Source organism: Nitratireductor aquibiodomus NL21 = JCM 21793 (assembly GCF_000615975.1).
GTDB lineage: Bacteria > Pseudomonadota > Alphaproteobacteria > Rhizobiales > Rhizobiaceae > Nitratireductor > Nitratireductor aquibiodomus.
This window is the reverse complement of record NZ_BAMP01000004.1, coordinates 1-24738: the sequence shown is the minus strand read 5'-3', so window position 1 is coordinate 24738 and position 24738 is coordinate 1. Positions and strand designations below refer to the sequence as shown.

Genomic DNA, 24738 nt, shown 5'->3' with positions numbered 1-24738 from the left:
CGGTGTGAGCTCAGGAGTCCTGGAACAGCGCCTTCAGCTCATCCAGTTTGTCGTTCACCAGCCAGCCGTAATAGTTCTCTTCGGGAAGCTTTACCCGCTGCCCCTTTGCCCGAAGAATGCGGTTTTCGGCTGCAAGCCGTGCAGCACGCGCTTCGGGATTACCGAGATTGTATAGCGTTGCGGTGATGCCGGGGTTTCCGGAAATGTCGAAATCCGCAATGCGCTTATAGGCGCTGATCGATTTTTTCACCGTCGCCGCGACATAGGCGAGCGACTTATCCGGGTCCATGATCGTCTGGTAGACTTCCTGCGGATTGTCATGGCTGATCCGCCTGAAACCGGACACCTTGTGCACCATGTCGGTCATCTTGAGCGCGGTCAGCGGGTTGAGCTGACCGATGCCGAAGGTCTGGCCGGCGTAAAAGGGCTGGAAGAACACGGCACCGAAGCGGTCGTTCGGCCATTTCGTCCCGTCCACGCTCTTGCCGCGAAACGCCTTGTCCCACACCGCTTCACGGCAGGACCACAGATCGTAGCTGCCCTTCTCCTTTTCGCACTCGGCGAATTCCGGCCGTTCGATGAACTGACCGACGGTCTCACCGGCATGTGAGAAGGAAAAATCGCTCTTCAGGTAGGAGACCGCTTTCACATAGTAGGTTTGCAGCCGGTCATAGGCGTCCACATTGTAAGTATGTTCGCCAACGATGGCCCCCACCATATGCACGGGATCGATCTGATAGCTGGCGGAAATGGAACGGATCTTGGAAACCAGCCCGCTGTCGTTTTTCAGAAGCTGATAGACCTTGCCATATTTGGCGTCATAGGTGGTCTGCGCGGATCTGGTGCGCTTGGCCGAAACACCGGGTATGGGCGGCTGCTCGGCATTGCGGTTGCCCTCGGGCACGAGCTTTGCCGCCGCCACGGGCAGGGAACCCGCGCCGACCAAGCCGACACAAATGCCGATAACCAATCGAGCCCGTGATGCCATGTCGCGCTGCTTGCGCCCCCGAGTCGTTCTTTTTTTCTGGATTGCGGGCAAATTAGGCAAAGCCTGGCACCAAGTCGAGAGACATTCGCGGCCAGAGCGCGATGACGCCGTGACCGCGGCAGAGATGTCACACTTGAAAAGCCGGCTTCATTGCCCTGCCGGTGCGGGGATGGCAGGGCAATGAATTCAGTCCGCGACTAAAGAATGAAGCGCGAAAGGTCCGTGTTCCTGGCCAGGTCGCCGACATTTTCATCGACATAGCCTGCATCGATTTTTAAGGCGCTGCCGGAGCGGTCCGGCGCATCGAACGAAATGTCGTCGAGAACTCGCTCCATCACCGTCTGCAGTCTGCGTGCGCCGATGTTCTCGACCGTCGCATTGAGATCGACGGCAATGGCCGCCAGCCGGTCGATGGCGTCATCGGTGAATTCGAGCATCACGCCCTCCGTTTCCATCAGGGCCACATACTGTTTGATGAGGCTCGCCTCGGTTTCCGTCAGGATGCGGCGGAAATCGTCTTTCTCCAGTGCCCGCAGTTCAACGCGGATCGGCAGACGGCCCTGAAGCTCGGGCAGAAGGTCCGACGGCTTGGAAACGTGGAACGCACCTGAGGCGATAAAGAGAATATGGTCGGTTTTCACCGGCCCGTATTTCGTGGCGACGGTGGTACCCTCCACCAATGGAAGCAGGTCGCGCTGCACGCCTTCGCGCGAGACGCCGGCCCCCACGCCGCCCTCGCGGGTGGCGATCTTGTCGATCTCGTCGAGGAAGACGATGCCGTCATTCTGCGCCGATTCCAGCGCCCGGTGGGTCACTTCGTCCTGGTCGAGCAGCTTGTCGGATTCGTCGGCAATCAACAACTCGTAGGATTCCTTGACGGTCGTCTTGCGTTTTTTGGTCTGCTGGCCGCCCATGGCCTTCTGCAGCATGTCATTGATGTTCAGAACGCCGATATTGGCGCCTGGCATGCCGGGAAGCTCGAAACCGGGCATGCCGCCTCCTGAATCGGAGACCTCCACCTCGATTTCCTTGTCGTCCAGCTCCCCGTTGCGCAGCTTCTGGCGAAAGCTGTCTTTGGTGGCAGGGCTGGCAGTTTTGCCCACCAGCGCCTCAAGCACGCGCTCTTCGGCGTTCATGTGGGCGCGGGCCCTGACATTCTCGCGCATCTTCTCGCGGGTCAGACCGATCGACACCTCGACCAGATCACGGATGATCTGCTCCACATCGCGGCCCACATAGCCGACCTCGGTGAATTTCGTAGCCTCGACTTTGACGAAGGGCGCGCCGGCGAGCTTGGCCAGACGCCTGGAAATCTCGGTCTTGCCGACGCCGGTGGGGCCGATCATGAGGATGTTTTTCGGCATCACCTCTTCGCGCAGCTCCGGCTCGAGCTGCTGGCGTCGCCAGCGGTTACGCAGCGCAATGGCCACGGCGCGCTTGGCGTCTTTCTGGCCGATGATGTAGCGATCGAGTTCGGAGACGATCTCGCGCGGGGAAAATGTGGTCATGTGTTCGTCTCGTTGTTCTTGTCGTATTGCATGATGAGCACGCTCCCGGTGCGGCCTTCAAGATGAGGGATCGGGCGAAAGCCCGCCTTCTCATAGGCGCGCACGGCGCGGCGGTTTTCACGATCCGGATCGATGATGATGCTGGCGTGGCCTGCATCGAGCAGCCGTCGGACCATCAGCCTGACGGCGCGGCTGCCAACGCCCCTGGAAAGAAGTTCCGCCTCGCCGATGGTCAGATCCACGCCCACGGCATCTTCCGGCAGTTCGCTCACCCATGGGTCCTTTTCAAGGATATCCGGGCTCCTGTTGTCGGCAACGAACCAGTACTGGATGTAACCGATGGGCTTTCCGTCGAGACGGATCACGAAAGGCCGTGTCGTGTCCCGGCCTTCCACCATGTCGCGGATATGGGCCAGCTCCGTGTCGGGATCGCCCCACCATTCGCGCACATGCGGCTGGTGGAGCCAGTCGAGAAGGAGCGGATAGTGCCCGGCCGTGACCGGGATAATATCTATCTGGTCCGGTTCACTCGGCATCGAGCGTTTCCACCACGACATTGTCATTGGTGTAGATGCAGATGGATGCGGCGATCTCCATCGCCCTGCGGGCGATCTCTTCGGCGTCCTTGTCGGTGTCGGCGAGCGCACGCGCCGCAGCGAGTGCAAAATTGCCGCCGGAACCGATGGCCATGATGCCCCCTTCTGGCTCCAGTACGTCGCCATTGCCCGTCAGCGCCAGGGTGATGTTCTTGTCGGCGACCAGCATCATCGCCTCGAGCCGGCGCAGATAGCGGTCGGTGCGCCAGTCCTTGGCCAGCTCGACACAGGCGCGCATCAGCTGCTCGGGATACTGTTCCAGCTTGGCCTCCAGCCGCTCCAGAAGGGTGAAGGCATCGGCCGTCGCCCCGGCAAAGCCGGCAATCACATTGCCCTTGCCGATGCGCCGCACCTTGCGTGCATTGCCCTTCATCACGGTATTGCCCAGGCTGACCTGCCCGTCTCCGGCAATCACCACCCTGCCGCCTTTGCGCACAGTGACGATTGTCGTGGCGTGCATGGATTTTTCGTCGCTCATCGCACACTCCTTTTCGCGCCGCCCGATAAGGCACGGCACCGTCAGAGCGAATATGTAAGTTGAACAACGTGGAATGCAAACGCGAGAGACGAGATTGGTGAGAGTGCTTGGCGCTGCCCGAACATGCTGCTAGAAGGCTGGCCTTCACGCAGCGCAAAGGGAAAGACCATGGCTTCCAGCAAGACGCGCACCGCCGAAATCAGCCGCAAGACCAACGAGACGGCCATTGTCGTCAAAGTGGATATCGACGGCGAAGGCCGCTTTGAGGTGGCCACCGGCGTGGGCTTTTTCGACCATATGCTGGAGCAGCTTTCCCGCCATTCGCTGATCGACATGACGGTAAAGGCCGATGGCGATCTGCACATCGACGATCACCACACGGTCGAGGATTGCGGTATTGCTCTGGGCAAGGCCATTTCGGAGGCGCTGGGCGAGCGGCGCGGCATCACGCGCTATGCCTCACTCGATCTTGCCATGGACGAATGCCTGACGCGCGCCGCAATTGATGTTTCAGGCCGCCCCTTTCTCGTCTGGGACGTGGATTTTCCGACCCAGAAGATCGGCACGTTCGACACCGAGCTGGTGCGCGAATTCTTTCAGGCGCTGGCGCAGAATGCCGGCATCACCCTGCACGTGACCAACCATTACGGCGCCAACAGCCACCACATCGCCGAGACCTGCTTCAAGGCGGTGGCGCGTGTGTTGCGCACGGCCTGCGAGGCCGACCCGCGCCAGGGCAACGCGGTGCCCTCCACCAAGGGCAGCCTGAAGGGATAGGCCGATGGCAAGCTATGTGGTGATGGAGCCGCCCGAGGGTGATCTGGAACAGGCAGTCCTCATACGCGACGGCTTTGCCTTTCTGGCTTTCATCATGCCGTTTCTGTGGTTTCTCTGGCATCGCATGTGGCTGGAGGCGCTGGCTGCCCTTGCTGCTGCGCTCGTCATCGGCGCGCTTGGGACACTGGAAGGCTGGTCCGTAACGGCAACGGTGGCATCGCTCTGTCTGTCGTTCTTCCTCGCACTGGAGGCACGCAATCTGCGTGTTGCCATGCTTGAGAGGCGCGGCTGGCGCGAATGGGGTGTTGTCGATGCAGCAGGCAGCAACGAGGCAGAAACCCGGTTCATGGCCGGCCTTCTCTCCGACAAGGCGGAAGCCCGGAACGAGCCGTCGCCCCCTGCCCTGAGCGAAAGGCTGGCACCGGCGAGAGGTCCCGGCCGTGCCAGCGAGCCGGCGCTTGGTCTCTTCACATATCCTGGAGCGCGCTGACCATGAAGGTTGCGATCATCGATTACGGTTCGGGCAATCTGCGCTCGGCCGCAAAGGCCTTCGAGCGTGCTGCACGTGAAAACGGCATCACGGCCGAGATCGCCGTGACGGCGGATGCCGATGCCGTCCGCACTGCGGACCGCGTCGTTCTACCGGGCGTGGGTGCCTATGCCGACTGCCGGCGGGGGCTCGATGCGGTGCCGGGCATGGTCGAGGCGATCACGGATGTCGCCATCCATCAGGCACGGCCCTTTCTCGGCATCTGCGTCGGTATGCAGCTCATGAGCGAACGCGGGCTGGAGAAGACGGTCACGGAAGGGCTCGGCTGGATTGCCGGAGATGTGGTCGAGATGACCCCGTCCGACCCGAAACTGAAGATCCCGCAGATCGGCTGGAACACGATTCACGTGAAACATTCGCACCCGATCTTTGACGGCATCCCCACCGGAGCCGACGGCCTGCACGCCTATTTCGTGCATTCCTATCACCTCGCCGCGCGCAACGAGGCCGAGATTCTCGCCGCCGCTGACTATGGCGGCCCGATCACCGCAACGGTCGCGCGGGACAATCTGGTGGGCACGCAGTTCCACCCGGAAAAGAGCCAGGCGCTTGGCCTGGCCCTGATCGCCAATTTCCTTCGCTGGAGGCCGTGATGAGTGGAGCGGACAAAAAAGGCTACTGGATCGCGCAGGTCGAGATCACCGATTTCGATGGCTACCGAAAATATATTGAAGCCAATGCTGTCGCCTTCGAGAAGTACGGCGCAAAATTTCTGGTGCGGGGCGGGCAGTCGGTCGCGCCGGAGGAACCGACGGGCGACCGTCAGGTGGTCATCGAGTTCGCGTCCTATGAGCAGGCGCTCGCCTGCTACCACTCGCCGGAATACCAGCATGCGATCACATTCCGGCAACCCGTTTCAAAAGCCAGGCTCAGCATCATCGAAGGCGTCTGACACATGATCCTTTTTCCCGCCATCGACCTGAAAGACGGCCAGTGCGTTCGGCTCAAACTGGGCGACATGGACGAGGCGACGGTCTACAACACCGACCCCGCCGCGCAGGCCCGCAGCTTTGAAGAGCAGGGCTTCGAATGGCTGCATGTGGTTGACCTGAATGGCGCTTTTGCCGGCGCGAGCGTCAATGGCGATGCGGTTGAGGCGATCCTGAAAGCGACGAAAAACCCGGTACAGCTCGGTGGCGGCATCCGCACGCTCGCCCATATCGAGGCCTGGCTCGATAAGGGCCTGTCGCGCGTGATCCTCGGCACTGTCGCGGTGCGCGATCCCGATCTGGTGAAGGAAGCCTGCAGGGCGTTTCCGGGCAGGATCGCCGTCGGCATCGATGCGCGCGGTGGCAAGGTGGCCGTGGAAGGCTGGGCGGAAACCTCCGACCTTTCAGCCATCGAACTGGCCCGCCGGTTCGAGGGCGTGGGCGTGGCCGCCATCATCTATACGGATATCGACCGGGACGGTGTTCTGACCGGCATCAACTGGGAATCGACCATCGAGCTTGCCGATGCGGTCTCCATCCCCGTGATCGCCTCGGGCGGCCTCGCCTCCATAGCCGATATCGTGCGCATGACCATGCCCGACGCGGCAAAGCTCGAAGGCGCAATCTCCGGCCGCGCGCTTTATGACGGGCGGATTGACCCGGCGGAGGCGTTGAGAGTGCTTAAGGGAGAAGCCGCGTGAGCGGTGATGGGAAGCTGAGCCGGAAGACAAAAATGATCTTCACTGTTCTTCTCGTTGTCATCCTCGTTCTGACCGCCCTGCCCGTCATTTCGGTCGCGGTTTCCAGCATTCTGGCGAGCTGGCATGGCTGCATGCTTCACGAGGGATACAGCAATCCCTGCATGATCGCCGGTGCGGATCGGGGCGACATGCTTTATACGATGTTCGTGATGGGCTGGCTGATGCTGATCAGCCTGCCCTTCGGCATGGCAGCATTGATGGTCTGGACCGTGGCGACAATGATCGCCGTAATCCGGGCCCGCAGGAAGGCAGATTTCGCATGACCCTCAAAGCCCGCGTCATTCCCTGTCTCGATGTGAAGGACGGCCGCGTCGTCAAAGGTGTTAATTTCGTCGATCTGATCGATGCCGGCGATCCGGTGGAAGCGGCCAAGGCCTATGATGCCGCCGGCGCGGACGAACTCTGCTTCCTTGACATCACCGCCTCCAGCGACAACCGCGAAACGATCTTCGACGTGGTGGCGCGCACCGCCGAGCAGTGCTTCATGCCGCTGACGGTGGGCGGTGGCGTGCGCGAGGTTGCGGACATTCGCAGGCTTCTGCTCGCCGGGGCCGACAAGGTTTCGATCAACACGGCGGCCGTGAAGGACCCGGAACTCGTGGCCCGCGCTGCCGACAAGTTCGGCGATCAGTGCATTGTCGTGGCGATAGACGCCAAGCAGGTCTCTGGCGAAGGCGAACCGCTGCGCTGGGAGATATTCACCCATGGCGGGCGCACACCGACCGGCATCGATGCGGTGGAGTTCGCGCGAAAGGTGGTGGATCTCGGTGCCGGCGAGATCCTGCTGACCTCGATGGACCGCGATGGCACCAAGGCCGGATACAACATTCCGCTGACCCGCGCTGTAGCCGATGCGGTGCGTGCGCCGGTGATCGCTTCCGGCGGTGTCGGTACGCTCGATCACCTTGTCGAAGGCGTGCGCGAGGGCCATGCCAGTGCCGTGCTGGCCGCTTCGATCTTTCATTTCGGCACCTACACGATCGGCGAGGCCAAGGCATATATGGCCTCGGCGGGCATTCCTATGCGGCTCGATCCCGCACAGACCCCGGAGCAGGCATGAGCCAGTTCGACCTCACCCGTCTGGAAGCCATCATCGCCGAGCGCGCGCGCTCGGGCGACGAAAACTCCTGGACCGCCAGACTGTTTGCAAAGGGCACGCCCAAGGCAGCGCAGAAGCTGGGCGAAGAAGCCGTTGAAACGGTGATCGCCGCCGTCTCGCGTGACAGGCAGGAGCTGATTTTCGAAAGTGCCGATCTTCTTTATCATTGGCTCGTGGTCCTGGCGCTGGAAGGCGTTTCGCTCAATGAGGTAATGGAAGAGCTTGAGCGCCGCACCGCACGTTCGGGCGTTGAGGAGAAGGCATCCCGAAAGGGATAGATCGTTTCTGCGCGGGATGGCATCATTCGACGCATGACCGAGAGCACAAAGACAGCCATGGCGGCAAGGAAGGGGGCCGCGAACTTCATGGACCAGCTTGTCTCAGGGGAGAAGTACTCCCCCTATCGCATTTTCAGCGCCGAGAAATGGGCGAAGTTTCGCGCCGATACGCCGCTCACGCTGACCGAGGACGAGGTTCGGCGCCTGCGTTCGCTGAACGACCCGGTCGATCTGGAGGAGGTGCGCCGGATCTATCTTTCCATGTCGCGCCTGCTCTCGGCCCATGTGGAAGCCACACAGCTCCTGTTCCGGCAGAGGCAGGTGTTTTTCGATTCGGAAGACGTGGTCAAATCCCCCTTCATCATCGGCATCGCCGGTTCGGTGGCCGTCGGAAAATCGACCACGGCGCGCGTTTTGCAGGAACTTCTCACCCGCTGGCCATCCAGCCCCAAGGTCGATCTGGTGACGACCGATGGTTTCCTCTATCCGAACGAGATCCTGCGGCGCGAAAATCTGATGGAACGGAAGGGCTTTCCCGAAAGCTACGATGTCGGGGCGGTCCTGCGGTTTCTTTCGGCCATCAAGGCCGGCCTGCCAAATGTCCAGGCGCCGCTTTACTCGCACTTGACCTACGATGTTCTGCCGGGCGAGTTCCGCACAATCGACCGGCCCGATATTCTGATCTTCGAGGGCATCAATGTCCTGCAGACACGCGATCTTCCGCAGGATGGGGCAGCCGTCCCCGTGGTGTCGGATTTCTTCGATTTCTCCATCTATATCGACGCACCGGAAGATCTGATCCATCAATGGTATGTCGACCGTTTCATGCGGCTGCGCGAAACGGCGTTCCAGAATCCGGAATCCTTTTTCCACCGCTATGCCGCGCTTAAGCCAACGCCGCGCTCGCCATTGCCGAGCAGCTCTGGGAGAACATCAATCTGAAGAACCTGCGCGAAAACATCCTGCCGACCAGGCCGCGCGCCGATCTGATCCTGCGCAAGGGCGCCAACCATCTGACAGAAGAGGTCGCGCTCAGGAAGCTGTAACCCGGCGCAGCGTGAGATTGATGCGTCCGGGCGCTGAAAGCAGTGTCGAGGTGCCCGGATAAATGCGGTCAACACCGTGAAAGGCCAGCCGCCCTGCCCCGCCGAGCACCACCACATCGCCGGACTGAAGTTTGACGGAAACGGTTCTGTCGCCGCGTGTTGTGCCGCCGACGCGAAAGAGGCATGTGTCGCCAAGCGATACGGAAACCACCGGTGCTGCGAAGGCTTCTTCGTCGCGGTCCTGGTGAAGGCCCATTTTGGCCGCTTCGGTGTAGTGATTGACAAGGCAGGCTTCGGGCGGAGCGGGAAAATCCGCCACCTCGTCCCAAAGCGCGAGCAGCCGTGCCGGAATGGGCGGCCAGGGTTTTCCGGTCACGGGATGCATCGCCTGATAGCGGTAGCCGCGCTCCTTGTCCGTAACCCAGCCGAGCGCGCCGCAATTGGTCATGCGCACGCTCATCTCCCTGCCGGTGCGGGGCATTGCAGGCACAAACAGCGGTGCCTCGCGCACCACGGCGCGAATGTCCGCCACCAGCGCTTCCTGGGCTGCGCGGTCGAGATAACCCGGTAGATGGCGCACGCCTTCGGTCAGGGTTGGCAACAGGGTCTCCTTGCGTCGAACACGGCGCATGATGCGCCGTTGCATTGATGGAGTGCGTGGTTCGACAAGCTCACCATGAGGGGCGGGATTAGCTGCAAACCCCTGCATCATGTTCATGAACAGGCTTGCCCGATACCACCTTCCTCATGGTGAGCTTGTCGAACCACGCACCACGCCGACAGCCTCGCGCAGAAAGCTTACACCCGCAAAAAAGAAAACGGCGACCCGAAAGCCGCCGTCTCCTGTCAGATCATGACAATTGCGATCACGCCTCGGCGAGATCGGGAATGCGCAGCACCTGGCCGGGGTAAATCTTGTCCGGATCGTCGAGCATCGGCTTGTTGGCTTCGAAGATCACGGTGTATTTCGCACCCTTGCCCTTGCCGTAATTGGCCTCGGCGATCTTCCAGAGATTGTCACCCTTTTTCACGGTATAGAAAACTGGCGCCTTCGCTGCCGCCGCAGCGACCTTCAGCTCGCCGGCCTCCACCTTGGAGATGCCGAGCGTGTTGCCGACGGCAACAACGGCCTTTTCGAAAGCCGACTGGTCAGCGACTTCGCCCCTGAGAACGACCTTGTCACCTTCCACGACCACATCAACCTTGTCGGTTCCGAGCTTGTGGGAATCGAGCTCCTTCTTCAGTTCGCCCGCTGCCGGGGGTTCCTCGTCCACCACGCCGAGCTTCTTGCCGACGGATTTGACGAAATCGAAAATGCCCATGGGTAAGGTCTCCAGTTAGAATTGGGATATTTGACGTGTAACGCCTCAGGATTTCAACCGCAAAACAGTTGCTGGGCATAAGTTACCGTAGCGGGCGCTTCTCCGACGATGCCCGCCTCAGTCGAAGCTGACCTTGCCGCGCATCTTCTTGACGGATGAGCGACCGGCCTTCGCCTTCAGCCGCCGCTCAATGGCGGAGCGGGACGGCTTTGTCTTCCTGCGTGGCTTGGGTGGCGGTTCGGCAGCGCGCGAAAGCAGTTCGGCAAGCCGGTCTCGGGCGTCGGCGCGGTTCATCTCCTGAGTGCGGAAACGCCCGGCCTCGATCACGATATCGCCGTCCTTGGTGGCGCGGCTGCCTGCCAGGGCAAGCGCTCTTTCGCGCACACGTTCGGGCAGTCCGCGTGCCCCCCGCGCATTGAAACGCAGTTGCACGGCGGTCGCCACCTTGTTGACGTTCTGCCCGCCGGGACCGGAGGAACGGATGAACTGTTCCTGCAACTCGTCCTCGAAGACGGTAACGCCATTCCTGATGTTGAGGTCGCCCTCGGCCATTGCTCCTGTCCGTTCACATGAAAAGGCCCGGTCGTGAACCGGGCCTGAAAATGCGCATTCAGCGGCAGGGATGCAAGCCTGATGTCACTCGGCCGCTTCCGCCATATGCGGTGCTGCTGCTCGGACGCTGGCATCCACATGCGTTTCGAATTTTTCGAAATTGTCGACGAACATGCCGACGAGACGGCGGGCCTGAGCGTCATAGGCGGCCTTGTCGGCCCAGGTGGAGCGCGGGTCAAGCACGCCTGCATCAATGCCCGGCACCGCAACGGGAACGGCAAAGCCGAAATGCGGATCCGTGCGGAACTCCACATCGTTGAGCCCGCCGCTCAGCGCCGCGTTCAGAAGGCCGCGCGTCACCTTGATGGGCATGCGATTGCCGACACCATAGGCCCCGCCGGTCCAGCCGGTGTTCACCAGCCAGCAGTCGACACCGTGACGGGCGATAAGGTCGCGCAGCAGGTTTCCGTATTCCGAGGGATGGCGCGGCATGAAGGGTGCGCCGAAGCAGGTGGAGAAGGTCGCTTCCGGTTCTGTCACGCCCTTTTCCGTGCCGGCCACCTTGGCGGTGTAGCCGGACAGGAAGTGATACATGGCCTGCGCCGGCGTAAGCCTGGCGATCGGCGGCAGAACGCCGAAGGCATCGGCCGTCAGCATGATGATGTTGCTGGGATGGCCGCTGCGGCCGGTCTCGCTTGCATTCGGGATGAAGTGCAGGGGATAGGCGCAGCGCGTGTTCTCGGTCAGGCTGCCATCGTCGAAATCGGGGCGGCGCTGGTCATCGAGCACAACATTCTCCAGCACCCGTGCCGAAACGGCGCGTGGTGGCAAAGATCTCCGGCTCGGCCTCTTCAGAAAGCCGGATCGTCTTGGCGTAGCAACCGCCCTCGAAATTGAAGAGACCGGTCTCGCCCCAGCCATGCTCGTCGTCGCCGATGAGCGTGCGCGACGGATCGGCAGAAAGCGTGGTCTTGCCGGTGCCCGACAGGCCGAAGAAGACGGCGGCATCGCCATCCGGTCCGACATTGGCCGAGCAGTGCATCGGCATCACGCCCTTTGCTGGCAGAATGTAGTTTAGCGCGGTGAAAACCGACTTTTTCATCTCGCCCGCATAGGAGGTGCCCCCGATCAGAACGATCTTGCGGGTCAGGTCCACGGCGATGACGGTCTCGGTGCGGCAGCCATGGCGCTCAGGGTCGGCGCGGAAGGACGGCAGGTCGATGATCGTCATCTCCGGCACGAAGGAGGCGAGCGCCTCCACCTCGGGCCGCAGGAGCAGGTTGCGGATGAACAGCGAATGCCATGCATATTCCGTGACGACGCGCACGGGCAGGCTGTTTTCGGGATCCGCCCCGCCCACAAGGTCCTGCACGAAAAGATCGCGGTCAGCGGCCTGCTTGACGAAATCTGCATAGAGTGCGTCGAAATGTTCAGCCGACATGGGCTTGTTGTTGTCCCACCACACGGCATCCTCGGTGTCGGTGGTGCGCACGACGAACTTGTCCCTGGCGGAGCGGCCCGTGTGCTGGCCGGTCTCGGCCACCAGCGCGCCGTCGGCGGTGAGTTTTGCCTCTCCGCGGCGGACCGCTTCCTCATAGAGCGCAGCCGGCTGAAAATTATAAAAGACGGCGCCTGTCGTTTTCAGACCATTGCTGTCGATCCCGCAAGCCGGGTTGCGCATGCCGGTTTCGTTCATCGTAACCACCAGATTTCCCTTGAGATGCCTGTCTCCGCAGGCGATCTCAGCTGAAAACACAGATAAGCGAGGGATTTCAAACCATTAATCGATTTAAATTTTTTAAAATCGTTTAAATCGTTTAAATCGACCTGGATTAATCGCAGATTTGCACACCTTCGCTGCGTCCGGAGGTGTCACGAGACTGCGCCTGTGTGACACAGGCTGCTTTATATGCCACATTTTGTACCCAATTTGTCCTGCAACTGCGCAGCCGATCGATGCAGATAGGGACGACATGCCCATGAGGGAGCCGCTGGATATGGCAACAATCGCGCTTGTCGATGACGACCGCAACATTCTCACCTCCGTTTCCATCGCACTGGAGTCGGAGGGCTATCGGGTCGAGACCTACACCGACGGCGTTTCGGCGCTCGAAGGGTTGGGTGCGCGGCCGCCGAACCTGGCGATCCTGGACATCAAGATGCCGCGCATGGATGGCATGGAACTCTTGCGCCGCTGCGCCAGAAGAGCGATGTGCCGGTGATCTTCCTGACCTCCAAGGACGATGAGATCGACGAACTCTTCGGCCTCAAGATGGGGGCTGACGATTTTGTGCGCAAACCCTTCTCGCAGCGCCTTCTGGTCGAGCGTGTCCGCGCGGTTCTGCGCCGCGCGAGCAATCGCGAGATCGCTGCCAAGACGCCGGGCAAGCAGTCGCAGTCGCTGGAGCGCGGGCAGCTTGTGATGGATCAGGAGCGCCACACCTGCACCTGGAAGGGACAGCCGGTGACGCTCACCGTCACGGAATTCCTGATCCTGCATTCGCTGGCGCAGCGTCCGGGCGTGGTCAAAAGCCGCGATGCGCTGATGGATTCGGCCTATGACGAGCAGGTCTATGTGGACGACCGTACGATCGACAGTCACATCAAGCGCCTGCGCAAGAAGTTCAAGGCGGTTGACGGCGAATTCGACATGATCGAAACGCTGTATGGCGTCGGCTATCGCTTCCGAGAGATCTAGCATTTTGCAGTCAGGTGGAGTCACCTGACGTCCGCATAAATGCGGAAAGACAGATAGAGTGGAGCGGCGTTTCCATGAAACGGTGAACCGCTCTTGGGTCAGGACCCTGGGGTCGTCCCGGAATTGCAGTAGCCCGGCGCGTGTGCCGGCAAGACAGTAGCGATGAGTGCAGAAACGGAAAAGACGGAGCGGCGGTCCGCGAGGGCCGCGCGTTCAGCGGGCCAGCCCTTTCTGGGTCGGCTTGCCGTGCCCCTGCGCCGTCTTTTCGGCCATTATGTCTTTTCCAGCCTGACGCGGCGTATCCTTTTTCTCAACCTCGCCGGTCTCGGCGTTCTGGTTGTCGGCGTTCTTTATCTGAATGAGTTCCGCGAAGAGCTGATCAGCGCCCGCGTGGAAAGCCTGATGACACAGGGCGAGATCATTGCCGGCGCCATTGCCAGCTCCGCCGAGGTGGAGACCGACTCCATCCTTGTGGATCCCGACAAGCTGCTAGAGCTGCAGGCGGGGCAGAGCCTGCCGCCGCGGGGCGACCAGCTGGAAAGCTCGACTTTCCGATCAACCCCGAGCGCGTGGCTCCCCTCCTGCGAAGGCTCATACCGCAGACCCGGACACGCGCCCGCATCTATGATCCAGACGCCAACCTTCTGCTTGATTCCCAGTATCTGGGGCAGGTGCTCCGCTATGAACTGCCCTCCATCGAGGATGAAGATGCGAGCCTTTTCGATCAGGTCTGGCGGCGGTTGAGGGAAATTTTTCGTCGCCGGGACCTGCCTGTCTACCGGGAGCAGCCGGGAGGCAGCGGTGTGGCCTATCCGGAAGTGATGAAGGCGCTCACCGGCACGACCAATTATGTGGTGCGCATCAGTGAGCAGGGCGAGCAGATCGTTTCCGTCGCCGTGCCCGTCCAGCGCTTCCGCGCGGTGCTCGGCGTGCTTCTCCTTTCGACTCAGGGCGGTGACATCGACAAGATCGTTGCAGCCGAGCGCAAGGCGATTCTGCGCGTGTTTGCCGTTGCAGCGCTGGTGACGGCCATTCTTTCGCTGCTGCTTGCCTCGACGATCGCCAATCCGTTGCGGCGCCTCTCGGCAGCGGCGGTGCGTGTGCGCCGTGGCGCGCGTTCGCGTGAGGAGATTCCCGACTTCTCCCACCGACAGGACGAGATCGGCAATCTGTCGGCTGCCCTGCGCGACATGACGAAGGCGCTTTATGCACGCATCGACGCCATCGAGAGCTTTGCTGCCGATGTGGCGCATGAGCTGAAGAATCCTCTGACCTCCCTCGGCAGCGCCGTGGAAACCCTGCCACTCGCCAAAGATGAGCGCTCGCGCGAGCGGCTTCTGGAAATCATCCAGCACGATGTCAGGCGCCTGGACCGCCTGATCACCGACATTTCCGATGCATCGCGCCTCGACGCGGAGCTTTCGCGCGAGGATGCGGGCCGCGTGGAGCTGAAGCAGTTCGTTGGCGATCTGGTGGGTGCGATCCGCGAGGCCGGTTCGTCCAAGAAACCGGTTGAGATCACGTTCACAGCTGGCGGAAAAGACGAAGCGGACATGGCCTACTTCATTCAGGGCCATGACCTGCGGCTGGGGCAGGTGATCACCAATCTGATCGAGAACGCCCGCTCCTTCGTGCCGGAGAAGACCGGACGGATCGATGTGCGCCTCGCGCGCGCCGGCAAGCGCGTCATCCTCACGGTTGAGGACAATGGGCCCGGAATCCGCGTGGAAAACATCGATCGCATCTTCGAACGCTTCTACACTGATCGTCCGGCCGGCGAGGCGTTTGGCCAGAATTCCGGTCTTGGCCTCTCCATTAGCCGTCAGATCATCGAGGCCCATGGTGGCACGTTGACAGCGGAGAACATTGCCGGAGCGAAGCCCGGTGACCTCAAGGGTGCCCGCTTCATCGTCTCGTTGCCGGCCGAGGCCTGACCGCCATGCATAACCGCCATGCCACTGCTATTGTTGTTGCGGGCACCGGCATTCTGATCGAGGGCGAATCGGGCACCGGCAAGACGATGCTCGCGTTTGAGGCGCTCGCCTTCTTCCGGGCGGCAGGCGTCTTCACCGCTTTCGTGTCAGACGATCAGGTATACCTCTCCGCACGCAGCGGGCGTCTCATCGTGCGCACACCCGATCCCATCGCGGGATTGGCAGAAGCGCGCGGTCTCGGGCCAGCGAAGCTCGAACACGTGCCCGCCGCCGTCATCGACCTCACCATACGTCTGGTCGACGAAGAAGAGGCGCCGCGCTTCTCCGAAGGGACGGAGATCGAACACGAGGGCATTGCGATTCCGTGCGTGGTATTGCCGCAACGACAGGCACGAAGGGCGGTCCATGCCATCGCTGCAACCCTTCAATTGCCGCCTTTTGGACCCGCCCGCACCCCCGTTTGAACTTTATTTAGGCGAATCGCCGCAGTTTTGGGCTTGTCAACGGCCTGTGCCTTGACAAGATAGCGCTCTTGCCGCGGGGCGGGACGGGACTGGGGCGTCTTCGGAACCGTCAAAGCAAGGGTGGACCAGAAGGGTTCGAACGCTAATTGAAGAAAAACCGGATAAGCGGACAGACCCGTGAAGCCAGTGGATGGAGTGAAAGCGTGACAGGCTCGAGCGAAAAACCAAGCCTTCGGATGATGTGCCGATGATCGGGCTCGTCTTGGTGACGCATGGCCAGCTGGCCGAAGAGTTCCGCCATGCCGTGGAACATGTGGTGGGCCATCAGGAAAACCTGGAAACGGTTTCCATCGGCGCCGAAGACGATATGGAGCAGCGCCGCCGCGATATCGTCGATGCAGTGGCCCGGGCCGACACCGGCGCTGGCGTGATCATTCTCACCGACATGTTCGGTGGCACGCCGTCGAACCTCGCCATATCGGTGATGGATGCGGGCCGTGTCGAGGTCATCGCAGGAGTCAACCTGCCCATGCTGATCAAGCTGTCTTCCGCACGCGCCAATGACGACATGGCGCAGGCGCTGGAGGAGGCACAGGCGGCCGGCCGCAAATACATCAATGTCGCAAGTCAGGTTCTGAGCGGAAAATGAGTGAGGCCCAGGCAAACGAAGTCTCAGCCAGCACACCCGCTCCCGAGGAGCTGAAGCGCGAGTTCAGCATCGTCAACCAGCGCGGCCTGCATGCGCGCGCCTCTGCCAAGTTTGTGCAGACGGTGGAAAATCACGACGCCGATGTCGAGGTCGAGAAGGACGGTATCACCGTCGGCGGAACCTCCATCATGGGTCTGATGATGCTTGCCGCCAGCCCCGGCTGCAAGATCCGCGTGAGCGCCAGCGGGCCGGAAGCAGAAGCGCTTCTCGATGCGTTGCAGACCCTGATTGCCGATCGCTTCGGTGAAGAGTGCTGAGGCCACCCCCGCCGCTTCACATGCACGAATAAAGATTTCTTTATATCCATTGTGAGCTGCGCCATGATCTGGTAGTCAGATGCCAGCCTTCGCGCCCGGCCTGCTGCCTGTGGCGCCCGAATTCATGAAAATCGGAGAGTACGCCAATGAGCGCTGACAAGGATTTTGTGGTCGCCGACATTTCCCTGGCCGACTGGGGACGCAAGGAAATCGAGATCGCCGAAACGGAAATGCCGGGCCTGATGGCCTGCCGCGAGGAGTTTGGCAGCGAGCAGCCGCTCAAGGGCGCGCGCATCTCCGGCTCGCTGCATATGACGATCCAGACCGCCGTTCTTATCGAGACGCTGAAGGCACTCGGCGCGGATGTGCGCTGGGCCTCCTGCAACATCTTCTCCACGCAGGATCACGCTGCAGCGGCCATCGCCGAGAGCGGCACGCCGGTCTTCGCCGTCAAGGGTGAGACGCTTGAAGAGTACTGGACCTACACGGACCAGATCTTCCAGTGGACGGATGGCGAACCCTCCAACATGATCCTCGACGATGGCGGCGACGCCACCATGTATATCCTCATCGGTGCCCGCGCCGAGGCCGGCGAGGATGTCCTGTCAAATCCGGGCAGCGAGGAAGAGGAAGTCCTGTTTGCACAGATCAAGAAGCGCATGGCGGCAACGCCGGGCTTCTTCGCGCGCCAGAAGGCAGCCATCAAGGGCGTGACGGAAGAGACCACCACCGGTGTGAACCGTCTTTACCAGCTTCAGAAGAAGGGTCTTCTTCCCTTCCCGGCAATCAACGTCAACGATTCCGTCACCAAGTCGAAATTCGACAACAAATATGGCTGCAAGGAATCGCTGGTCGACGGCATCCGCCGCGCCACCGACGTGATGATGGCCGGCAAGGTGGCCGTGGTATGCGGCTATGGCGATGTAGGCAAGGGCTCGGCCCAGTCGCTCGCCGGTGCCGGTGCCCGCGTTAAGGTGACCGAAGTCGATCCGATCTGCGCCCTGCAGGCTGCCATGGACGGGTTCGAGGTCGTTACGCTGGACGATGCCGCCCCGGCTGCCGACATCGTGATCACCACGACCGGCAACAAGGACGTCATCACTCTCGATCACATGCGCAAGATGAAAGACATGGCGATCGTCGGCAATATCGGCCATTTCGACAATGAGATTCAGGTCGCCGCGCTGCGCAATCTCAAATGGACGAACATCAAGCCGCAGGTGGACATGATCACCTTCCCGGACAACAAGCGGATGATCCTGCTGTCCGAAGGCCGTCTCCTCAATCTCGGCAACGCTACGGGCCACCCGAGCTTCGTGATGTCTGCTTCCTTCACCAACCAGGTTCTGGCGCAGATCGAGCTTTTCGTGCGTGGTGAGGAGTACAAGAACGAGGTCTATGTCCTGCCGAAGCATCTCGACGAGAAGGTCGCGCGCCTGCATCTCGACAAGCTGGGCGCTCAACTGACCACCCTGTCGGAAGAACAGGCATCTTATATCGGCGTCACGCCGCAGGGACCGTTCAAGCCGGAACACTACCGCTATTAAGCAGAATTAACCAAGACACAAGATATTGATACCGGGCCATTGACTTTTGGCCCGGTATTATTTTTGTCACGCGTCCTTCTTCACGGCGATTCGCTCACGCGGTACAGTGCTGTGATTCGCGAGGCGGCTGACCTTCCGGGCTGTGAGCCTGGCGAAAGGAAGGGGCGGTCTTGCCAGATCATGCGGCGGAGAAGGAACAGGACATGCCGGGGCTGGACCCGCTGAGCGGCGGATCTTCGGGCCCTTGGGGCCGACAGCGCAAAGCGGGCATCATGCGGGGACTGGTGCGGTTTCTGACGCTGACGACGAGCGTGGCAGTGCCATCCGTGGCGGCCGCGCAGACCACTGCACAGCTTGCACCAGGCATTTCCGTCACGGCTGTCGATGTCATCCAGCTCGCGGTCTTTGCAGGTGTCATGGGCGCCGCCTTTCTTTCCGCCATCTGGCTGATCCGGCAGCGCGCCCGGATCGCTTCTGAAAATCTCGAACTGCGCGCGCGCATCGCCGAGCTGAGCGGCGCTCTTGGCCGCTCCGAGGCCCTTCTCAACCTCAGGGATCAGCGGGCCGTTGTCTGGGATGGCGGATCGGACAGGCCGGCGATTGTCGGCGACCTTCCACCCGGCTGCGGCGCCCCGGACGAACGCTCGGCATTTCTCGCCTTCGGTCGCTGGATGATGCCGCGCTCGGCTTCGGCGCTTGACCGCGCACTCGCCACGCTGCGCGAAACCGGCGAGAATTTCGATCTGACCATCGAAACCCGTTCCGGCACGATGCTTGAGGCACAGGGACGAAAATCCGCCCAGCATACGGTTCTGCGCTTCGTTTCGCTCGCCGGCGTGCGTGAAGAGCATGCGCGGCTTCAGCTCGAGCAGGGCAATCTTCTGTCGGAACGTGCGACGCTCCTCGGGTTGATCGACGCGCTCGACATGCCGTTCTGGCTACGCGACAGGGCCGGCCAGCTCGCATGGGTGAACCGTGCGTTCACGGGCGCAGTGGATGCGCCCACCGGCGATGCGGTTCTGCGCGAACAGCTCGAATTCCTGCCCATGTCGGCGCGCGAGGAAATCACAAACCGGCATCGGGAAGCCAATGAGGTTTTCCGGCAATCGCTTTCGGCGGTCGTTCAGGGCGAGCGGCGGGTTTTTGCGGTCACGGACTATGCAGGCCTGCATGGGTCTGCGGGCCTCGCGGCGGATGTCAGCGAAGTGGAAACGATCCGCCGGGAGTTTGAGAGCACGGTTCAGAGCCACTCCGACACGCTCGACCAGCTCACCACGGCGGTGGCGATCTTCGACGAGAACCAGAAGCTGCGCTTCTTCAACCAGTCGTTCCAGAAGCTGTGGGATCTCGACACCCCGTTCCTGGAAAGCAGACCCGACAATGCCCTGCTGCTCGACCGGCTGCGCAGCGAAGGCACGTTGGCCGAACAGCCCGAGTGGCGTCGCTGGAAGGAAGGGCTCCTGTCCGCCTATCGCAGCATGAAGCCGCAGGAACACTGGTGCACCTGCCCGACGGACGCACCATCCGCGTGATCGCCAATCCGCAGCCCAAGGGCGGCGTGACCTGGGTCTTCGAGAACCTGACGGAGAAATTCGATCTCGAAAGTCGCTACAATGCGGCGATGCGGGTGCAGGGCGAAACGCTCGACAACCTCACCGAAGGTGTTGCGGTGTTCGGCCCGGATGGACGTCTGCGCCTGTCCAATCCGGCGTTCCAGCGCATCTGGAACCTGCCGGATCAGCTCGTCACGCCCGAAGCGCATATTGCCGATATCCGCGCGGTGTGCGATCCGCTCGCCAAGGACAGCCCCAAGGACAGCCCCAAGGACAGCCCATGGCGCAGCTTCGTTGCCTCCGTCACGGGTTTCGATGACGAGCGGCGCAGCAGCATGGCCAGGTGGAGCTTTCGAATGGCTCGGTATTGAGCCACGCCACAATCCCGCTGCCCAACGGCCAGGTGATGATCACCTTTGTCGACATGACCGACAGCGTGAACGTGGAACGCGCCCTGAAGGAAAAGAACGACGCGCTGCAGAAGGCCGACAAGCTGAAGAACGATTTTGTCCAGCACGTCTCCTACGAGCTGCGTTCGCCTCTGACCAACATCATCGGCTTTACCGAACTCCTGAACCTGCCGGAGACGGGACCGCTGAATCAGAAGCAGCGCGAATATGTGGACCACATCGGGTCGTCTTCTTCCGTGCTTCTCACCGTGGTGAACGACATTCTCGATCTGGCGACGGTCGATGCCGGCATCATGGAACTGGAGATCGGTGAGGTGCGGGTCGGCGACATGGTCGAGACCGCGGCCGGGTTGATCTCGGAACGTCTGCGCGAGCACCAGATTCGCCTCGATGTGCAGATGGATGATGCCACGCTCGTCTTCCATGCGGACGAAAACCGTGTGCGGCAGGTTCTGTTCAACCTGCTCTCCAACGCAGCCAATTACGCACCCGAGAACGGCACGATCCGCCTCTCCGCGCGCCAATATGACGATGCGGTCGAATTCTGCGTCCACGATGACGGACCCGGCATGGCGCCTGATGTGCTCGAAACGATCTTCAAACGCTTCGAGCCGCATGTTAATGGCGGGCGCAGGCGTGGTGCGGGGCTTGGCCTCTCCATCGTCAAGAGTTTCGTCGAGCTGCATGGAGGCTCGGTTCACATCGACACGGGCGAAGGGCGCGGAACCACGGTAACCTGCCGTTTCCCCTCCGCGCCGACACAGGCGCGGGTCGCCGCAGAGTAGCCAAACCGTATGACAGCACGCGTTCTGGAACGCTTCCTGCCGGATGAAGACGCAACCACGCTTTTCGGCGAGGATATCGCCGTGGCGTTGCGGCCCGGCGATGTTCTGGCCCTGAAGGGCGATCTCGGTGCCGGCAAGACGACCCTTGCCCGCTCCATCATCCGCGCCCTCGCCGGCGACGCGGAACTCGATGTTCCAAGCCCCACCTTCACGCTGGTGCAGAGCTACGAAGCGCGTATTCCCGTTCATCATTTCGATCTCTACCGGCTGGGTGAGCCCGACGAGCTGGAAGAGCTTGGCCTTTTCGAGGCGACCGAAGAGGGTGTTGCGCTCGTGGAGTGGCCGGAACGCGCAGGCGACCGGCTCGCCGGTGCGATCCGCCTTGAGCTTCACGACAGCGGTGAAGGCCGGCTTGCGGTGATCTCCGGGCCGGAGGAAGCCATGCTTCGGCTGGAGCGCAGCTTCGCCATCCGTGATTTTCTCAACAACGCTGGAGAACTGCGCGCCCATCGCGCCTTCCTTCTGGGCGATGCCTCGCTGCGGGCCTATGAGACGGTAACCACGCGGCTTGGCGCCCGCCGCATCCTGATGAACGCGCCCGAGCGGCGCGACGAGCCGCTGCTTGCCTGCGGGCGGCCCTATAGCCAGGTCGCGCACCTGGCGCAGTCGGTCGCCGCTTCTGTGGCCACGGCAAATGCCATTCGTGCGCGCGGTTTCTCGGCCTATCAGGTCTATGCGCAGGATCTGGAAACCGGGCTTCTCCTGACCGAACATCTCGGCGAGACACCGTTTCTTTCGCCCGAAGGCGAGCCGGTCACTGAGCGCTATGTGGAGGCTGCGCGTCTCCTCGCCGCCCTTCACCGCGACGCATGGCCAAAAGAGATGCCCGTCAACGATCAGCTCATTCACGAACTGCCGCCTTATGATAGCGAGGCGCTCGGCATCGAGGTGAGCCTCCTGACCGACTGGTACATGCCCTTCATGGCCGGGCGCCCCGCAAACGATGCGGAGCGCGCGGGCTATATGGAGCACTGGAACCGGCTCTTCGCGCGCCTTGAGCATTTCGAAAAAAATCTCGTCCTGCGCGATTTTCATTCGCCAAACCTGATCTGGCGGGCGGAGCGCGAAGGGTTCGACCGGCTGGGGCTGATCGATTTGCAGGATGCGGTGTGCGGGCCAGCGGCCTATGACGTCGCCTCGCTTGCGCTCGATGCCCGCGTGACCATGCCCGAAGCGCTGGAACGCGCCGTCGTGGAAGCCTATTGCGCTGCCCGCGCCGAGCAGGGGCCGTTCGACCGCGAAGCGTTCGACGAGGCCTATGCGATCTGCGCCACGCAACGCAATTCAAAGCTGCTTGGCACCTTCGTGCGGCTGGAGCAGCGCGACCATAAGCCTTTCTACATCAAGCACCTGCCGCGCATCCGCGCCTATCTCCGCCGCGCAATGAGCCATCCCGTGCTGGATGAGCTGCGCGTGTTCTACGAAGAAGCCGGTTTCCTGAGCGGAGACGAGGCATGAGCGGAACGGTCCCGACAAAGGCGATGGTTCTGGCCGCCGGGCTCGGCAAGCGCATGCGCCCCATCACCGATACCATGCCCAAACCGCTGGTGAAGATCGCCGGACGCACGCTGATCGACCGGGCGCTCGACATGCTGGAGCGTGTCGGGGTCGAGACGGCCGTGGTGAATGTGCATTACCTCGCTGACCAGATGGAAGCGCATCTGGCGGGTCGCACCGCGCCGAAGATCGTCATTTCCGATGAGCGCGCACAGCTTCTGGATTCGGCCGGTGGCATCATTCGCGCCCTGCCGCATCTGGGAAACGCGCCCTTCTTCATTCTCAATGCCGATACGTTCTGGCTCGAGGCTGGCACGTCCAATCTCGAGCGCATGGCCCTTGCCTGGGATGCCGACACCATGGATATTCTCCTCATGGTTGCAGACACCGAACAGGCCACGGGCCATTCCGGCTCGACCGATTACAGCATGGATGCACAAGGCCGCCTCACCCGTGATCGCGGTGTGGAGGGCGGCGTCATCTATGCCGGCGCGATCGTCCTCCACCCGCGCATCTTTGCCGGTGCCGGCAACGAGCCGCAGTCTCTCAACGCCTATTTCGATGCTGCCGAAGCCAAAGGCCGGCTTTTCGGCATGAGAATGGATGGCGCGTGGATCACCGTCGGCACGCCGGATGCCATCACGCCCGCCGAAGCGGTGGTGGCAAAGCACGCCGAGAAAAGCGATGCCGGCTAAAGAGAAGCGGTGCGTCTTTTCCATTCCCCCCGGCGTCGGCTTTCTGGAGACGCTTGTCGAAGCCCTGTTTGAAGGCAGGCTCGTGTCGGGTTTTCGGCACACGGGCGATCCGCTGACGCTGGCCGATGTCACCATCTATCTGCCGACTCGCCGTGCCGCTCGCGCCCTGCGCGATGTCCTGCTTCGAAAGCTCGATGGTCAATCCGCCATCCTCCCCGTCATTCGCCCGCTGGGCGAGTTCGATGAGGAGGCCGCGCTGTTCGATACAGAGGGTGCCACCGCGCTCGATCTCGCCCCGCCGATAGAGGCGCTGGATCGCATCCTGTTGCTGGCACCGCTCGTGCAGGCGTGGAAGGCGCGGCTGCCCGGCCATGTGGCGGCATTGTTTGAGGAAGGTGTCGTGGTGCCGGCTTCGGCGTCGGATTCCATCTGGCTCGCGCGCGATCTCGCCGGTTTGATGGACGAGATCGAAACCGAGGAAGCCGACTGGACAAAGCTCGCCAGCCTCGCGCCCGATGCGCTGGCGCACTGGTGGCAGGTGACGCTCGAATTTCTGCAGATCGTCACTGCCCATTGGCCAAAACTGCTCGAAGAGCTCGACCGCTCCAACCCCGCCGCACACCGCAATGCAATGCTGGCGGCAGAGGCCGCACGCCTCAAGGCCCATGCACACAAGGGCCCGGTCATCGCCGCCGGTTCCACCGGCTCCATTCCGGCGACAGCGCGGCTTCTGGCGACAATCGCCGGGTTGGAAAACGGTGCCGTGGTTTTACCGGGCCTCGACACGCGGCTCGACGCACGTGCCTGGGAGGCGGTCGGCGATGCGGACGAGCCGTCCGCCTTCGGCCATCCGCAGGCAGGGCTGAAGAAACTGCTTTCCGCCATCGGCATCACGCGCGAAGAGGTGGTCGAGCTTGGCGAGCCTGCCCCGCCGCTTGCCCTGCGCCGCGCACTGGTCAGCGAAACCCTGCGTCCTGCCGAAACCACGGATGCCTGGCTCGAAAATCAGGCGCTTGCAGCCGATGCGACAGAAGGGGACGCGCTTTCCGGCGTGACCCTGGTCGAGACCGCAAACGAGCGTGAGGAAGCGCTGTCGATAGCCGTTGCGCTGCGCCTTGCCTTGACCGACGAGAACGCCACGGTGGCACTCGTCACACCCGATCGCGGTCTGGCGCGGCGTGTCGCGGTGGAGCTGCGTCGCTTCGGGATCGAGGCGGATGATTCCGGCGGCACGCCGCTCGCCGA

General features: G+C 62.0%; 22 protein-coding genes and 5 pseudogenes. 19 read left to right on the top strand and 8 right to left on the bottom strand.

All coding sequences use genetic code 11. The features are described from left to right. Positions 1 to 10: 10 nt before the first annotated feature. The 4 genes from JCM21793_RS01985 to hslV all read right to left on the bottom strand — a co-directional run bounded on the left by JCM21793_RS01985 (position 11) and on the right by hslV (position 3570). Complete coding sequence (locus JCM21793_RS01985; RefSeq protein WP_025029308.1) at positions 11 to 988, bottom strand: DUF1402 family protein; 978 nt, start codon at positions 986 to 988, stop codon at positions 11 to 13. A gap of 197 nt (positions 989 to 1185) precedes the next feature. Next, positions 1186 to 2496 carry an ATP-dependent protease ATPase subunit HslU gene (hslU, locus tag JCM21793_RS01980; RefSeq protein ID WP_025029307.1) on the bottom strand — a complete coding sequence of 437 codons (1311 nt, stop codon included), beginning with the start codon at positions 2494 to 2496 and terminating at the stop codon, positions 1186 to 1188. Further along, a complete protein-coding gene (locus JCM21793_RS01975; RefSeq protein WP_025029306.1) occupies positions 2493 to 3032 on the bottom strand; it encodes a GNAT family N-acetyltransferase in 540 nt (179 codons plus the stop codon). The genes hslU and JCM21793_RS01975 overlap by 4 nt, the downstream gene beginning before the upstream one ends. After that, positions 3022 to 3570: an ATP-dependent protease subunit HslV gene (gene hslV, locus JCM21793_RS01970; RefSeq protein ID WP_007009116.1), complete on the bottom strand. Its 549-nt coding sequence runs from the start codon at positions 3568 to 3570 to the stop codon at positions 3022 to 3024. Before hslV ends, JCM21793_RS01975 begins: the two co-directional genes overlap by 11 nt. A 168-nt stretch (positions 3571 to 3738) precedes the next feature. Here hslV and hisB point away from each other — a divergent pair, with 168 nt between their 5' ends. The 9 genes and pseudogenes from hisB (at position 3739) to coaA (ending at position 9010) form a co-directional block, all read left to right on the top strand. Then, positions 3739 to 4347 carry an imidazoleglycerol-phosphate dehydratase HisB gene (gene hisB, locus JCM21793_RS01965; protein WP_007009115.1) on the top strand — a complete coding sequence of 203 codons (609 nt, stop codon included), beginning with the start codon at positions 3739 to 3741 and terminating at the stop codon, positions 4345 to 4347. Positions 4348 to 4351: 4 nt separating this feature from the next. Continuing rightward, positions 4352 to 4837: a DUF2628 domain-containing protein gene (locus tag JCM21793_RS01960; RefSeq protein WP_025029305.1), complete on the top strand. Its 486-nt coding sequence runs from the start codon at positions 4352 to 4354 to the stop codon at positions 4835 to 4837. 2 nt (positions 4838 to 4839) lie between these two features. Then, a complete protein-coding gene (gene hisH / locus JCM21793_RS01955) occupies positions 4840 to 5490 on the top strand; it encodes an imidazole glycerol phosphate synthase subunit HisH (RefSeq protein ID WP_025029304.1) in 651 nt (216 codons plus the stop codon). Beyond that, the gene (locus JCM21793_RS01950; RefSeq protein WP_025029303.1) at positions 5490 to 5789 is read left to right on the top strand and encodes a DUF1330 domain-containing protein; all 300 of its coding nucleotides are present in this window, start codon (positions 5490 to 5492) and stop codon (positions 5787 to 5789) included. The genes hisH and JCM21793_RS01950 overlap by 1 nt, the downstream gene beginning before the upstream one ends. Positions 5790 to 5792: 3 nt before the next feature. Continuing rightward, positions 5793 to 6527 (top strand): 1-(5-phosphoribosyl)-5-[(5-phosphoribosylamino)methylideneamino]imidazole-4-carboxamide isomerase, encoded by a 735-nt coding sequence (hisA, locus tag JCM21793_RS01945; protein WP_025029302.1) that lies wholly within the window; start codon positions 5793 to 5795, stop codon positions 6525 to 6527. Positions 6528 to 6559: 32 nt separating this feature from the next. Then, positions 6560 to 6850: a hypothetical protein gene (locus JCM21793_RS01940; protein WP_155983359.1), complete on the top strand. Its 291-nt coding sequence runs from the start codon at positions 6560 to 6562 to the stop codon at positions 6848 to 6850. After that, complete coding sequence (gene hisF, locus JCM21793_RS01935) at positions 6847 to 7647, top strand: imidazole glycerol phosphate synthase subunit HisF (RefSeq protein ID WP_007009109.1); 801 nt, start codon at positions 6847 to 6849, stop codon at positions 7645 to 7647. Before JCM21793_RS01940 ends, hisF begins: the two co-directional genes overlap by 4 nt. Further along, entirely contained in the window at positions 7644 to 7964 is a 321-nt protein-coding gene (locus JCM21793_RS01930) for a phosphoribosyl-ATP diphosphatase (RefSeq protein WP_025029300.1), read from the top strand. Before hisF ends, JCM21793_RS01930 begins: the two co-directional genes overlap by 4 nt. An 87-nt stretch (positions 7965 to 8051) precedes the next feature. Beyond that, positions 8052 to 9010 (top strand): annotated as a pseudogene (gene coaA / locus JCM21793_RS23600) (type I pantothenate kinase). Here coaA and JCM21793_RS01920 read toward each other — a convergent pair. The 4 genes and pseudogenes from JCM21793_RS01920 to JCM21793_RS23595 all read right to left on the bottom strand — a co-directional run bounded on the left by JCM21793_RS01920 (position 8997) and on the right by JCM21793_RS23595 (position 12580). Then, positions 8997 to 9611 (bottom strand): alpha-ketoglutarate-dependent dioxygenase AlkB family protein, encoded by a 615-nt coding sequence (locus JCM21793_RS01920; protein WP_025029299.1) that lies wholly within the window; start codon positions 9609 to 9611, stop codon positions 8997 to 8999. The pseudogene coaA and the gene JCM21793_RS01920 overlap by 14 nt on opposite strands. A gap of 265 nt (positions 9612 to 9876) precedes the next feature. Beyond that, positions 9877 to 10332, bottom strand: a complete 456-nt coding sequence (lysM, locus tag JCM21793_RS01915; protein ID WP_025029298.1) for a peptidoglycan-binding protein LysM — start codon at positions 10330 to 10332, stop codon at positions 9877 to 9879. A 117-nt stretch (positions 10333 to 10449) separates the two neighbouring features. Then, entirely contained in the window at positions 10450 to 10884 is a 435-nt protein-coding gene (gene arfB / locus JCM21793_RS01910) for an alternative ribosome rescue aminoacyl-tRNA hydrolase ArfB (RefSeq protein WP_007009104.1), read from the bottom strand. Positions 10885 to 10968: 84 nt separating this feature from the next. After that, positions 10969 to 12580 (bottom strand): annotated as a pseudogene (locus JCM21793_RS23595) (phosphoenolpyruvate carboxykinase). Positions 12581 to 12881: 301 nt separating this feature from the next. Between JCM21793_RS23595 and JCM21793_RS23590 the strand changes: the two are divergent. The 10 genes and pseudogenes from JCM21793_RS23590 to addB all read left to right on the top strand — a co-directional run. Beyond that, positions 12882 to 13582, top strand: a pseudogene (locus JCM21793_RS23590) (response regulator transcription factor). Positions 13583 to 13744: 162 nt separating this feature from the next. Then, a pseudogene (locus JCM21793_RS23585) lies at positions 13745 to 15516 on the top strand (sensor histidine kinase). A 5-nt stretch (positions 15517 to 15521) separates the two neighbouring features. Beyond that, a complete protein-coding gene (locus JCM21793_RS01890) occupies positions 15522 to 15980 on the top strand; it encodes an HPr kinase/phosphorylase (protein WP_025029297.1) in 459 nt (152 codons plus the stop codon). A 247-nt stretch (positions 15981 to 16227) separates the two neighbouring features. Beyond that, complete coding sequence (locus tag JCM21793_RS01885; RefSeq protein ID WP_007009100.1) at positions 16228 to 16629, top strand: PTS sugar transporter subunit IIA; 402 nt, start codon at positions 16228 to 16230, stop codon at positions 16627 to 16629. Then, entirely contained in the window at positions 16626 to 16946 is a 321-nt protein-coding gene (locus JCM21793_RS01880; protein WP_025029296.1) for an HPr family phosphocarrier protein, read from the top strand. The genes JCM21793_RS01885 and JCM21793_RS01880 overlap by 4 nt, the downstream gene beginning before the upstream one ends. Before the next feature lie 146 nt (positions 16947 to 17092). Next, complete coding sequence (gene ahcY / locus JCM21793_RS01875) at positions 17093 to 18493, top strand: adenosylhomocysteinase (RefSeq protein ID WP_007009098.1); 1401 nt, start codon at positions 17093 to 17095, stop codon at positions 18491 to 18493. A gap of 203 nt (positions 18494 to 18696) precedes the next feature. Then, positions 18697 to 21241, top strand: a pseudogene (locus tag JCM21793_RS23580) (sensor histidine kinase). 9 nt (positions 21242 to 21250) lie between these two features. Beyond that, positions 21251 to 22759 carry a tRNA (adenosine(37)-N6)-threonylcarbamoyltransferase complex ATPase subunit type 1 TsaE gene (gene tsaE, locus JCM21793_RS01865; protein WP_025029295.1) on the top strand — a complete coding sequence of 503 codons (1509 nt, stop codon included), beginning with the start codon at positions 21251 to 21253 and terminating at the stop codon, positions 22757 to 22759. Continuing rightward, a complete protein-coding gene (locus JCM21793_RS01860) occupies positions 22756 to 23493 on the top strand; it encodes a nucleotidyltransferase family protein (protein WP_007009095.1) in 738 nt (245 codons plus the stop codon). The genes tsaE and JCM21793_RS01860 overlap by 4 nt, the downstream gene beginning before the upstream one ends. Further along, on the top strand, positions 23483 to 24738 hold a 1256-nt coding region (addB, locus tag JCM21793_RS01855; protein WP_025029294.1), incomplete at its 3' end, for a double-strand break repair protein AddB. The genes JCM21793_RS01860 and addB, both read left to right, overlap by 11 nt.